Source organism: Brevundimonas sp., from assembly GCF_030704825.1.
Taxonomy (GTDB): domain Bacteria; phylum Pseudomonadota; class Alphaproteobacteria; order Caulobacterales; family Caulobacteraceae; genus Brevundimonas.
Map to the genome: position 1 here is coordinate 160,572 of NZ_JAUYNX010000022.1, position 13,022 is coordinate 173,593.

8 protein-coding genes are annotated in these 13,022 nt (G+C 69.9%); 6 read left to right on the forward strand and 2 right to left on the reverse strand.

From position 1 onward, the window contains the following. Positions 1 to 2: 2 nt before the first annotated feature. Positions 3 to 1,016, reverse strand: a complete 1,014-nt coding sequence (locus tag Q8Q71_RS12630; protein WP_305759949.1) for a LacI family DNA-binding transcriptional regulator — start codon at positions 1,014 to 1,016, stop codon at positions 3 to 5. A 92-nt stretch (positions 1,017 to 1,108) separates the two neighbouring features. Between Q8Q71_RS12630 and Q8Q71_RS12635 the strand changes: the two genes are divergently transcribed. The 6 genes from Q8Q71_RS12635 to ligD all read left to right on the forward strand — a co-directional run bounded on the left by Q8Q71_RS12635 (position 1,109) and on the right by ligD (position 12,299). After that, a complete protein-coding gene (locus Q8Q71_RS12635) occupies positions 1,109 to 3,214 on the forward strand; it encodes a glycoside hydrolase family 97 protein (protein ID WP_305759950.1) in 2,106 nt (701 codons plus the stop codon). 86 nt (positions 3,215 to 3,300) lie between these two features. Then, positions 3,301 to 4,755, forward strand: a complete 1,455-nt coding sequence (locus tag Q8Q71_RS12640) for an MFS transporter (RefSeq protein WP_305759963.1) — start codon at positions 3,301 to 3,303, stop codon at positions 4,753 to 4,755. Beyond that, positions 4,752 to 5,684, forward strand: a complete 933-nt coding sequence (locus Q8Q71_RS12645; RefSeq protein WP_305759951.1) for an alpha/beta hydrolase — start codon at positions 4,752 to 4,754, stop codon at positions 5,682 to 5,684. Before Q8Q71_RS12640 ends, Q8Q71_RS12645 begins: the two co-directional genes overlap by 4 nt. An 80-nt stretch (positions 5,685 to 5,764) precedes the next feature. Next, entirely contained in the window at positions 5,765 to 8,092 is a 2,328-nt protein-coding gene (locus tag Q8Q71_RS12650) for a glucan 1,4-alpha-glucosidase (RefSeq protein WP_371315962.1), read from the forward strand. 227 nt (positions 8,093 to 8,319) lie between these two features. Continuing rightward, positions 8,320 to 9,633 carry an ammonium transporter gene (locus tag Q8Q71_RS12655; protein ID WP_305759953.1) on the forward strand — a complete coding sequence of 438 codons (1,314 nt, stop codon included), beginning with the start codon at positions 8,320 to 8,322 and terminating at the stop codon, positions 9,631 to 9,633. 35 nt (positions 9,634 to 9,668) lie between these two features. Then, on the forward strand, positions 9,669 to 12,299 hold the full coding sequence (ligD, locus tag Q8Q71_RS12660; protein ID WP_305759954.1) for a DNA ligase D: 2,631 nt from the start codon (positions 9,669 to 9,671) through the stop codon (positions 12,297 to 12,299). A gap of 9 nt (positions 12,300 to 12,308) precedes the next feature. Here ligD and Q8Q71_RS12665 read toward each other — a convergent pair. Then, positions 12,309 to 13,022, reverse strand: a 714-nt coding sequence (locus Q8Q71_RS12665; RefSeq protein WP_305759955.1) for a Ku protein, incomplete at its 5' end; no start/stop codon positions are given.

A 13,022-nucleotide genomic window follows, 5' to 3' on the forward strand; every position in this document is an offset into this window, starting at 1 on the left:
CCTCAGCCGCCGCAGCTCTCGCGCACGATCAGGTCGGTGGGGATCCGCTCCGACCGGCCGACCGAGTCGCCGGGGTTGTCGAGCAGCTTGGACACCAGCAGCCGCCCCGCCTTCATCGTGTCCTGGGCGATGGTCGACAGGGCGGGCCGGCTGTAGCGGCTGAAGGGCACATTGTCGAAACCGATGACGGAGACGTCCTCGGGCACCCGCAGCCCCGCGTGCAGCAGGGCCCGCACGGCGCCCAGGGCGATCTGGTCCGAGGCGCAGACGACGCCGTCGAACTTCACCCCGCGCCGGATCAGGCTGTCGACCGAGGCCTCGGCCGACTCCACCTCGAAATGGGCCTCCATGATCAGATCCGGGTCGACCTCGATTCCCGATTTGGCGAGCGCTTCCAGATAGCCGCGATGGCGCTGCATGGCCTCGGGCGGATCCAGGTCGCCGAGGAAGACGATGCGTTTGCGGCCCAGCCGCGCCAGATGCAGGGTCGCGCGCCGGCCCCCGGCCAGGTTGTCCGACCCCACCGAGCAATAGGCCTGGTCCGGCATCTGGGCGCCCCAGACCACGAACCGCCCCTCGGTCTCGGCCAGCCGGTTCAGGCTCTGGTGCAGGGTGCTCTGACCGAGGAAGATCACCCCGTCCGCCCGGCTGGTGTTCATCGCCGCCGACAGGTCGTCGTAGGACGTCGGCGAGAAATGGCTCATGATCACGTCGCAGCCGCGCTCGCGCGCCGCCTCGCCGACGCCGGCCAGCAGTTCGAGGAAGAAGGGGTCGCTCAGCCGGCCCTCCCGGCCCTGCGGTCGCGGCGTCACCAGGGCGATCACCCCGTCGGCGCCGATCGGACCGGCGGGCATGTAGCGGCGGAAGGGATAGTCGTGTTCGCGCGCCAGCTTCCAGATCAACTGCTTGGTGCGCGCATTGACCGCCGGGCTGTCGTTCAGCGCCCGCGACGCCGTCGAGATCGACACCCCCGCCAGTTTGGCCAGGTCTTCCAGACGGGTGTTGCGGCGGCTCAAGCGCGGACTCCGGACCGATCTCTGTCTGCAAAATTTGCCGCAAACCTTGCGTGTTCTGCGCCGCCGCGGCCACGCTTGGCAAGCCCTGTTCCGTGGAGTTTCCGTCGATGCTGACCCGCCGCTTCCTCATCTCGACCACGGCCCTCGTGGCCGTTCTTCCGGGCGTCGCCCAAGCCCGGGACGTGGCCCAGGACGTGGCCCAGGCGCCCGCCCCCGGAACCGCCGCCGCCCGCGCCTCCTCGCCCGACGGCGTCCTCACGGTCGAGGTCGCGGTGAACGGCGAAGGCCGCGCCGACTACAGCGTAAGCCGCCTCGGCCGCCCGGTCGTCGCCCCGTCGCGCCTCGGCTTCCTGCTGACCGACGCCCCCAAGCTGGAGCGCAATTTCGCCGTCACGGCCGACGCCCCGACCAGCCACGACGACACCTGGGAGCAGCCGTGGGGCGAGCGGCGCTTCATCCGCAATCGCTACACCCGGCTGCGCGTCCACCTGACCGAGAAGGGCGGCCTCGGGCGCCGGATCGACGTCGTCTTCCGCCTGTATGACGACGGGATAGGCTTCCGCTACGAATTCCCCGACCAGCCCAATCTGAAGGCCGTGAAGATCGGCGACGAGCTGACGGAGTTCGCCGTGGTCGATTCCGGCACGGCCTGGTGGATCCCGGCCTTCGAGTGGAACCGTGAGGAATACCTCTACAACCGCACCCCGATCGATGCGGTGGGCGTGGCCCAGACGCCGCTGACCGTCCGCACCGACGACGGCCTGCACGTCTCGATCCATGAGGCGGCGCTGATCGACTATTCGGGCATGAACCTGCGCCGGGTCGAGGGCGGACGGTTCAAGGCGGCCCTGACGCCCGGCCTGTCCAATGCGGCGGTCGAGCTGACCACGCCCTTCACCACCCCGTGGCGTACGCTGCAGATCTCGGACACCGCCGCGGGCCTGGTCGAATCCAGCCTGATCCTGAACCTCAACGAGCCCAACAGGCTGGGCGACGTCAGCTGGTTCAAGCCGATGAAATACGTCGGCATCTGGTGGGAGATGCACCTCGACCTGAAGACCTGGAACTCCGGCCCGAAGCATGGCGCGACTACCGAAAACGCCATCAAACACATCGATTTCGCGGCCGAACACGGCTTCGGCGGGGTGCTGATCGAGGGCTGGAACGTCGGCTGGGACGGCGAATGGTTCGGGACCGGCTGGAACTACAGCTTCACCCAGGCCTATCCCGATTTCGACATCGAACGCGTCGCCGCCTACGCGCGGCAAAAGGGGGTCGAGATCATCGGCCACCACGAGACCGGCGGCAACGGCTTCCACTACGAACAGCAGCTGGACGCCGCCTTCGCCCAGATGCAGCGATTCGGCTGGCATTCGGTCAAGACCGGCTATGTCGCCGACGCCGCCGGCGCCCGGGTGCGCGGCCCCGACGGCCAGCCGCGCCTGGCCTGGCACGAGAGCCAGCCGATGGCGCAACACCACCTGCGCGTCGTCGAAACCGCCGCGAAATACCAGGTCGCGGTCAACGCCCACGAACCGTTCAAGGACACCGGCCTGCGCCGCACCTTCCCCAACATGATCTCCCGCGAGGGCGCGCGCGGCATGGAGTTCAGCGCCTGGGGCCAGCCCGGCAACCCGCCCGAGCACGAGGCCAACCTGGTCTTCACCCGCCTGCTGGCCGGGCCGATGGACTACACCCCGGGCATCTTCGGCATGCAGACCCGCGCGCCCGACGGGATCGCCACCACCTGGGCCAAGCAGCTGGCGCTCTATGTGACGATCTACAGCCCCATCGTCATGGCCGCCGACCTGCTGGAGAACTACGAGGCCAATCCGGGCCCCTTCCAGTTCATCAAGGACGTGGTGACCGACTGGTCCGACACCCGCGTCCTGAACGGCGAGATCGGGGACTTCGTCACCATCGCCCGCAAGGACCGGAACTCCGACCAATGGTTCCTCGGCGCCATGACGGACGAGCACCCGCGGGTGCTGGAAGCCTCCCTGTCCTTCCTCGATCCGGGCCGCCGCTACCGCGCCGAAATCTACCGCGACGCCGCTGACGCCCACTGGAAGACCAACCGCGAGGCCATCGTCATCGAGGCCCGCGAGGTCACAGCCGCCGACACCCTGAGCCTGCGTCTCGCCCCCGGCGGCGGCCAGGCCATCCGCTTCGTCCCGTCGGGGAGGGCCCGCCGTTGACCATCGTCACGCCCGAAGGGATCGCCCCCGGCGGCGCCCCGCCCCTGTCGGTCCGTCCCCGCCTCAGCGGCTGGGCGATCTGGAACATGTGCGTCGGCTTCTTCGGCATCCAGATCGGTTTCGGCCTGCAGAACGCCAACACCAGCCGCATCTTCCAGACCCTGGGCGCCGAGGTCGACAGCCTCGCCATCCTCTGGATCGCCGCGCCCCTGACCGGGCTGCTGGTCCAGCCGGTGATCGGCTATTTCAGCGACCGCACCTGGACGCCCCTCGGTCGTCGTCGTCCCTACTTCCTGGTCGGCGCGATCCTGACCACCCTGGCGCTCGTCGTCATGCCGCATTCGCCGTGGCTCTGGATGGCCGCGTCGATGCTCTGGATCATGGACGCCTCGATCAACGTCACCATGGAGCCGTTCCGCGCCTTCGTCGGCGACAACCTGCCCGAGGAGCAGCGCACCGCCGGCTACGCCATGCAGAGCTTCTTCATCGGGGCCGGGGCGGTGTTCGCCTCCTGCCTGCCGTGGATCCTGACCGAGTGGTTCTCGGTCGCCGCCACCGCGCCCGGGGGCGTGGTGCCGATGGCGGTGCGCATCTCCTTCTACGTCGGCGCGGCCGCCCTGCTGGCCGCCGTCCTCTGGACCGTCTTCACCACCCGCGAATACAGCCCCGAACAGATCGACGCCTTCGAGTCCGCCCGCGACGCCGGCCACGCGCCCGCCGCCGCCCGGTCGCGGACGGCCTGGTACGCGGGAGGTCTGCTCTGGGCCCTCGCCGGCGCCCTGGGCGTGGCCGCGGTCGGCGCGCTCCAGCTGCAGAAGGAGCTTTACGTTCTCGCCGGCTTCGTCCTCGCCTTCGGCCTGATGCAACTGGCCGTCGGGGCGCTCGCGGCGGCGGGACGCTCCAACGCCCTGACCGACATCATGGGCGACATCTTCGCCATGCCGAAGACCATGCAAGGCCTGGCCGTGGTCCAGTTCTTCAGCTGGTTCGCCCTGTTCTCCATGTGGATCTACATGACCCCGGCCGTCACCGCCGTGCACTACGCCTCGCCCGATCCGACCTCGGCCGGCTACGGCGAGGGGGCCAACTGGGTCGGGGTGCTGATGGGCGTCTACAACGGCGTCGCCGCCCTGGCCGCCTTCCTGATCCCGGTCGTCGCCCACCGCATCGGCCTGCGCGGGGCCCATGCGGTCAACCTGACCCTTGGCGCCGCCGGCTTCCTCGGCGTCTTCCTGATCCGCGACCCGTCCCTGCTGTGGCTGCCGATGATCGGGGTCGGCTTCGCCTGGGCGTCGATCGTGTCGATGCCCTACGCCATCCTGTCGAACGCCGTGCCGGGCCGGAAAATGGGCGTCTACATGGGGGTCTTCAACATCTTCATCGTGGTGCCCCAGCTGGTCGCTGCGACCATCTTCGGCGCCGTGCTCAAGGGCGTCTTCGGCGGCGACCCCATCTGGGCCCTGGTCCTCGGCGCGGCCAGCTTCCTGATCGCCGCCGGGGCCAGCCTGCTGGTGCCTGTTGCGAGGCCGGAGACGGCATGAGACTGGATCGCCGCGCCCTGCTGGCCGGGCTGTCGGCCCTCCCCCTGGCGGGGCCGGCCCGCGCCGACGCCCCGACCCGGGGCCGGCTGGTCGAACACCCGGCCATGCCCTCGGCCCATGTCCAGCCGCGCGACGTCACCGTCTGGCTGCCGCCTGGCTACGACGCCTCGGACGCCCGCCATCCCGTCCTCTACATGCACGACGGCCAGAACCTGTTCGACGCCGCCCGCGCGCCCTACGGTGCCGAATGGGGCGTGGACGAGCACGTCGCCCGGCTCGGCGGCGACGGTCAGATCCGCGCGCCGATCGTGGTCGGGATCGGCAACACGCCGCTGCGCCTGCGCGAATACATTCCCGCCAACCTGATCCGCGCCCTGCCCGATGACATGCGCGCCGACGTCCAGGCCATCTACGGCGGCGAGCCCCTGTCCGACGGCTATGTCCGCTTCCTCGTCGAGGAGCTGAAGCCGTTCATCGACGGCGCCTACCGCACCCGCCCGGACCGCGACGACACGGTGATCATGGGCAGCAGCATGGGCGGCCTGATCTCCCTCTACGCGCTCATGAAGCATCCCGGCGTCTTCGGAGCCGCCGGCTGCGTCTCGACCCACTGGCCCATCCGCATCGAGCAGCTGACGGAGCCGGCGGCCCTCGCCGCCTGGCGCGACCGGCTCACCGAGGCCTGGACCGGCGTGGTCCGCGCCGACCTGCCGCCGCCCGGCGCGCACCGCCTCTATTTCGATCGCGGCGACGAAACCCTCGACCAATTCTACGCCGTCTTTCAGACCCGCGTAGACGCCGCTATCCGCGCCGCCGGCTGGGGGCCCGACCGCTTCCGCTCGCTGGTCTTCCCCGGCGCGGAGCACAACGAGAAGAGCTGGAACCAGCGTCTCGACGCCCCCCTCACCTTCCTGCTTCCCCCAGCCTGACGAGTTCCCCCATGCGCCTGTCCCCGCTTCTCCTCGGAGCCGCCCTGATCGCCGCCGGCGGCTGCTCGACCCTGCCGGGCATGTCGCCCGACGGCGGCGGCCAGGCGGCGCGGGACCCGGCCCCGGAGATCGTCTCCGTCGCCCCGGGCGCGCCGGGCGATGCGCCGACCTGGGTCAACGCCGCCAAGACCGGCGCCGGCGCGTCCTACGAAGCCTATGTCGACGGCCAGTACCGCGACGGCGGCCGCACCGGCGACGTCAGCCGCGTCTGGTTCTCCCTCGCCGACGGCGTCCTGACCGAGACCATGTACGGCCTGATCCACGAGGCCCAGATCAAGCAGCTGCGCTTCGCCGTCGTCACCGACACGGGCCTCTCCGTCGAGGGAACCGACACCGACAGCCGCACCGAATACCTGCACGTCGACGCCGCCGGCCGCCCGCTGTCGCCCGCCTGGCGGGTCGTCACCACCGACCGGCAGGGCCGCTACGAGATCGAAAAGCGCATCTTCACCGATCCGGATAGTCAGGCGCTGGTGGTCCGCGCGACGGTCCGGGCCCTGGCCGGCGGGATCACCCCCTATGTCCTGCTCGAGCCCCACATGGCCAATACGGGCGTCGGCGATTCCGGCGAGGCCGGACAGGGCGCGCTCTATGCCTCCGAAGGCGACGTCCATCTGGCGCTCCGGCCGACCTGGCCGTTCGAGACCGCCAGCGTGGGCTTCGTCGGCGTCTCGGACGGCCTGACCGATCTGGCCGACGGTCGACTGGACAACGCCTACGGAACCACCGGAGCCGGGACGGGCAACATCATGCTGACCGGCGGCCTGCCGCGGCTGGAACCGGGTCAGTCCCTGAGCCGCGACTTCGTCATCGGCTTCGGCTCCACCCGGACGGCCGCCAGCAGCGCCGCCAACCGGACCGTGGCCGCGGGCCTCGACGAGGTCCTCGCCCGCTTCAACGGCGAGGGCGACCGCGTCGGCTGGGAGGACTACATCGCCTCCCTGACCGACCTGCCCCGCATCGCCGAGCAATCGACCGACGGCGGCAGGCTGGCTTACGCCTCGGCCCTGATGCTGAAGGTGCAGGAGGACCGCACCCACGCCGGCGCCCTGATCGCCTCCCTGTCCAACCCGTGGGGCGACACCGTGAACGCCACGGAACCCTCCACGGGGTACAAGGCCGTCTGGCCGCGCGACTTCTATCAGGTGGCGATGGCCCTGCTGGCCCTCGGCGACACGGAGACGCCGCTGGCCGCCTTCCGCTACCTGCCCCAGGTCCAGGTCCGCGCCGACACCCCCGGCAACACCGGCGCCACCGGCTGGTTCCTGCAGAAGACCCACGTCGACGGCGAGATCGAATGGGTCGGCGTCCAGCTCGACCAGACCGCCATGCCGATCATGCTGGGCTGGAAGCTGTGGAAGGCCGGGATCGTCTCCGACGCTGAACTGACGGCCATGTATGGCCGGATGATCCGGCCCGCCGCCGACTTCCTCGTCGACGGCGGCACGGCCGGCCTCCTGTGGAACGACCGCCGGATCACCCCGCCCTGGACCCAGCAGGAACGCTGGGAGGAGCAGGAGGGCTATTCCCCCTCCACCACCGCCGCCGTCGTCGCCGGCCTGACCGTCGCCGCCGACATCGCCCGCGCCTCGGGCGATCCGGCCTCCGCCGCCCGATACCAGGCAGCCGCCGACGACTACGCGTCGAAGATCGAGGCCCGCATGTTCACCACCAACGGCGAATGGGGCGACGGAGACTATTTCCTGCGCCTGAGCCGCAACGAGGATCCCGACGACAAGGCCCCGCTCGGCGAGAACAATGGCCAGCCCGCCCTGCCCGAGGATCGCATCATCGACGGCGGCTTCCTCGAGCTGGTCCGCTACGGCGTCCGCGCGCCCGACGCCCCCTCCATCCTCGCCACCCTGCCCGAATACGACGACCAGACCCGCGAGGCCCGCTTCCGCGTCCGCTACGACCTGAACGGCGTCCCCGGCTTCCGCCGCTACGGCAACGACGGCTATGGCGAGAACACCGACACCGGCGGAAACTACGGCGTCGGCGGCATGACCCCCGGCCAGCGCGGCCGGGTCTGGCCCATCTTCACCGGCGAGCGCGGCCACTACGAACTGGCGCGCGCCCTCCAGGCCGGCGCGACCGACCTCTCGCCCATCCGCGACGCCTACGTCCGCGGCATGGAGTCCTTCGCCAACGGCGGCCTGCTGCTGCCCGAACAGGTCTGGGACGGCGTCGGCCACCCGACGCCCCGCGGCTATCGTCCGGGGCAGGGCACCGACTCCGCCACCCCCCTGGCCTGGACCCACGCCGAATACGTCAAGCTGCTCCGCTCCCTGGCCGACCGCGCGGTGTGGGACCGCTACGCGCCGGTGGAGGAACGCTACGCCCGCTGACCGCTTGTCGGCACGGGGCGGCGGCGTTTGACGCGCCTGCGAAGAGCGCCGGTCGGATCGTGCGCCGCCCCTGTCCACGGGCCTTTTCCGTGCAGCGGAACAGGAAGTTATTGCACCGCACACGAAATGAATTGCCCGCCGCGCCGCAATAGGGTCCTATCCCTCTCCGCGGCCTCCGAACGCGGTTCGAGCCGAGCCTACTGAACCTCCAGCCTCGGACTCCGCCCATGCTGACCCGCTCCCTCGCCGCCTTCGTCAGCCTCTGCATGGGCCTGATCGCCGCCCCGGCCTTCGCCGCCGCGCCCCTGCTCTCCCACCAGGTCGCGCTGGAGCTGAACGAGGCGTCCTCGGCCTGGATCCTGACCTCGACGGCCCTGGTCCTGCTGATGACCCTGCCCGGACTGGCCCTGTTCTACGGCGGCATGGTGCGGCGCAAGAACGTCATCTCGACCATCGCCCATTCGACCGCCGCCCTGGCCATCGTCACCGTCCTCTGGTTCGCGGTCGGCTACAGCCTGTCGTTCGGCTCAGGCGCGCCGGCGACCAACGGCTTCATCGGCGGCTTCGAGGCCTTCTTCCTGAACGGCGTCGGGATCGGCACGGCCCACAGCCTGGCCCCCGGCCTGCCCGAGTTTCTGTGGATCGCCTACCAGCTGACCTTCGCCATCATCACCCCCGCCCTGATCGCCGGCGCCTTCGCCGAGCGGATCAAATTCTCGGCCTCGATCCTGTTCTTCTTCCTCTGGCACCTGATCGTCTACGTCCCGATCTGCCATCAGGTCTGGGGCGGCGGCTGGATGGGCTCGCTGGGCGTGCTCGACTTCGCCGGCGGCGCGGTGGTCCACGTCAACGCCGGGGTCGCCGGCCTCGTCTGCGCCCTCGTGCTCGGACCGCGCCAGGGCTTCGGCCGCGACAACATGGCGCCGCACAACCTGGCCTTCACCGCCATAGGCACCGGCCTGCTGTTCGTCGGCTGGCTGGGCTTCAACGCCGGCTCGGCCTGGGCCGCCGACGGCATCGCCGCCGTCGCCGCCTTCAACACCATCCTCGCCGCCGCCGCCGCCGCCATCGGCTGGACCGCGGTGGAGTGGATCGACCACAAGCGCCCGACCCTGCTGGGCCTGCTGTCCGGCATCGTCGCCGGCCTCGTCGGCATCACTCCCGCCGCCGGCCTGGTCGATCCCAAGGGCGCCTTCCTGATCGGCATCCTCTCGGGCCCGGCCTGCTATGCCGGCGCCGTCTGGCTCAAGCGCGCCCTGAAATACGACGACAGCCTCGACGCCTTCGGGGTCCATGGCGTGGGCGGCATCGTCGGCGCCCTGCTGACCGGCGTCTTCGCCACCGCCGCCATCAATCCGGTTTCCGCCGGCGCCGACATCGTCAAACAGGCCATCGGCCTGGCCGCCGTCATCGCCTGGAGCGGGATCGGCACCTTCGTCATCCTGATGATCTGCAAATTCACCGTCGGCCTGCGCGTGCCGAAGGAAGAGGAGATCGAGGGGCTGGACTACACCCAGCACGGGGAGACGCTGCATCCGTAGCGCAACGCGGATCAGGCCTTGGCGTTGACTCCGCCATGGCGGCTCATGGCGAACTGAAGACCTATCAGGCGAAACGCAGCTTCGCGGAGACGCCGGAGCCGAAGGGCCGCAAGGGCCGGGCGAAGAAGACCGCCCTGACCTATCTGGTCCAGCGCCATGCGGCGACGCGCCTGCACTACGACTTCCGCATCGAGGTCGACGGCGTGCTCAAGTCCTGGGCCGTCACCAGGGCGCCCTCGCGCGACACCGCCGTCAAACGCCTTGCCGTCGAGGTCGAGGACCATCCCCTCGACTACGGCTCCTTCGAGGGGACCATCCCCGCCGGCAACTACGGCGCCGGCACGGTGCAGATGTGGGATCGCGGAACCTGGGAGCCGCAGGAGCCCGACCTCGACGCGGCCTTCCGCAAGGGCCAGATCAAGATGGTCCTGCACGGCGAGCGGCTGAAGGGAAAATGGGCCCTGATCCGCCTGCGCGCCGACCGCGGCAAGCCCTCGAAACGCAACAACTGGCTGCTGATCAAGGAGAAGGACGAATTCGCCGTCCCCGGCGAGGGCGACGCCAACATGGAGATCGACGCGTCCATCGCGACCGGCCGCAGCCTCGCCGAGATCGCCGAAGGCCGGAAACAGTGGGGCTCGCCAAAGAAGACCGCCCGCGCCGCGCCGGCGAAGCCCGAGGCCCGCGCCGCCGTCGCGAGCAAGGCCGACAAACCCCACGCCTTCGTCCCCATCCAGCTGTGCAGGATCGCCGATTACCCGCCGTACGGGGCCGGCTGGGCGCATGAGATCAAGTTCGACGGCTACCGTCTGCAGGTCGCCTCGGGCGGCGGCCGCGGCACGGTGCGCACCCGCAAGGGCCTCGACTGGTCGGGCAAATTCCCCGAGCTGGCCGCCGACGCCGCCCGATGGCCGGACGCCGTGGTCGACGGCGAACTGTGCGCCCTGGCCGAAAACCACATGCCCGACTTCTCGGCCCTCCAGGCCGCCATCTCGGACGGCCAGACCGGCGACCTGGTCTATTTCGCCTTCGACCTGCTGTTCGAGGGGCCCGAGGACCTGCGTAAACTGCCCCTGTCGCACCGCAAGGCCCGGCTTCAGGCGTACATCGACCGCATCCCCAGGGCGGCCCGCCAGCGCATCCGCTACGTCGACCATTTCGCCACCACCGGCCAGGCCATCCTCGACAGCGCCTGCCGCATGGACCTCGAGGGGGTCATCTCGAAGAAGCTGGACGCCCCCTATGTCGCCGGCCGCTCGACCACCTGGCTGAAGTCCAAATGCCGCGGCGGCGACGAGGTGGTCATCGGCGGCTGGACCTCGGAGGGCGACCGCTTCCGTTCCCTGATCGTCGGGGTGCAGGACGAGGATGCGAAGGAGGGCGGCGGCCTGCGCCACCTCGGCCGCGTCGGCACGGGCTACAACCAGACCCTGCTCAGGACCCTGTTGCCGAAACTCAAGGCGGCCGAAACCGACAAAAACCCCTTCGTCGGCAAGTCGGCGCCGAGGAAATCGCGCGCCGGCGGCATGACCATCCACTGGGTCGAACCGGTCCTCGTCGCCGAGGTCGAGCACGGCGGCTACACCGACACCGGCTCCCTGCGTCAGGCCGCCTTCAAGGGCCTGCGCGAGGACAAGCCGCCGGCCGAGGTGACCGAGGCCCCGCATACGCCCTCCGACCCCGCTAAGGAGCCGGGCCGTCACGCCCGCACGACGGTTCTGGCCATGCCGGGAGAGCGCCGCGCCGCCAGCGGGGGAACGGGCAAGGGCAAGCTGGTCGTCGCCGGCGTGACCATCTCCAACCCGGACAAGATCCTGTGGCCCGCCATCGACGGCAGGCCGGCCCTGACCAAGGCCGAACTGGTCCGCTATTACGAGATGGCGGCCGAACGCATCCTGCCGCACGTGGCCGACCGCCCGGTCTCGATCATCCGCACGCCGGAAGGCATCAACGGCGAGAAATTCTTCCAGCGCCACGCCATGCCCGGCTCCAACCCGCGTCTGAAGCTGATCGATGTGAAGGAGCGCAAACCCTACATCGGGGTCATCGACGTCGGCGGCCTCGTCGCCATCGGCCAGTCGGGCGGGCTGGAGCTGCACCCGTGGGGCTGCAAGCCCGGCGACCCGGAGACCCCCGACCAGATCACCTTCGACCTCGATCCCGACGAGGGCCTGGACTTCGCCGACGTCATCGCGGCGGCGAAGACCATGCGCAAGGAACTGGAAGCGCTCGGCCTCAATCCCTTCGTCAAAACCACCGGCGGCAAGGGGCTGCACGTCGTCGTCCCCATCCTCGCCGACGCCCGCAGCCGCATCGAATGGGATCAGTGCAAGGCCTTCGCCAAGGCCGTCAGCGAGCGCGTCCGCGCCGCCGATCCCGACCATTTCACCACCACCCTCGCCAAGAAGGCGCGGGGCGGGAAGATCTTCCTCGACTATCTGCGCAACGGCCGCATGGCCACCGCCGTCGCCCCCTGGTCCCCCCGCGCCCGCCCCGGCGCGGGCGTCGCCTTCCCCCTGTCATGGACCCAGGTGAAGGCCGGCCTCGACCCTCGCGCCTTTACCCTCCACGACGCCGCCGCCCTGCTGAAGAAGCCCGACCCGTGGAAGGATTTCCGCGCCGGCGAGGTCAGCCTGCGCCCGGTGCTGAAGGCGATGGGGCTGTAGGCGGCCCCGTCAGGCGGCCTTCTTGCGCGAGGCCGGCTTCTTCTTCGCCGGCGCCTTGGCGGTCTTCTTCGCCGCCGGCTTGGTCCCACCCGCCGCGCCCTTCAGGCTGTTGCGCAGGGCCTCCATCAGATCGATCACATTGGTGTCGTCGGGTTCGGGCGCCTCGATCACGTCCTTGCCGCCCTTCTGCTTGGCCTGGATCATCTCGCGCAGGGCGTCGTCGTAGCGGTCCTTGAAGGTGGTCGGATCGAAGTCGGTCTGTTTCTGGGCGATGATCCGGCTGGCGATATCGACCATGTCCTTGTCGGGCTTCACCGCCGGGATGTCGTCGAAATAGTCGTCGGCGTCGCGCACCTCGTCATGCGCCCGCAGCGAATAGGCCACCAGCCCCTTGCCCCGCACCTCAAGCGCCAGCTGGCGCTCACGACCCCGCAGAACCAGGGTTCCGATGGCGATCTTGCCCGCGGCCTTCATGGCGTCGCGGATGACGGCGAAGGCCTCGGCCCCGACGCCCTTCTCGGGCACCACATAGAAGGGATCGTCCCAGTACAGACGATCGATCTCGTCCTCGTCCACGAAGCTGTCGATGCAGATGGTTCGGGTCGTCTCCAGCTTGACCTTGTCGAAGTCGGCGTCGTCGAACAGGACATATTCGTCCTTGGACACCTCATAGCCCTTGACCAGGTCCGAGCGTTCGATGGGGCCGGTGTCCGGGTCGGTGGC

What these genes read in the sequence shown, in the direction of transcription:
- ligD (WP_305759954.1), top strand. Translation starts at nt 9,669, where the DNA reads ATGGCGGCTCATGGCGAACTGAAGACCTATCAGGCGAAACGCAGCTTC.
- Q8Q71_RS12645 (WP_305759951.1), top strand. Translation starts at nt 4,752, where the DNA reads ATGAGACTGGATCGCCGCGCCCTGCTGGCCGGGCTGTCGGCCCTCCCC.
- Q8Q71_RS12655 (WP_305759953.1), top strand. Translation starts at nt 8,320, where the DNA reads ATGCTGACCCGCTCCCTCGCCGCCTTCGTCAGCCTCTGCATGGGCCTG.
- Q8Q71_RS12650 (WP_371315962.1), top strand. Translation starts at nt 5,765, where the DNA reads ATGTCGCCCGACGGCGGCGGCCAGGCGGCGCGGGACCCGGCCCCGGAG.
- Q8Q71_RS12640 (WP_305759963.1), top strand. Translation starts at nt 3,301, where the DNA reads ATGTGCGTCGGCTTCTTCGGCATCCAGATCGGTTTCGGCCTGCAGAAC.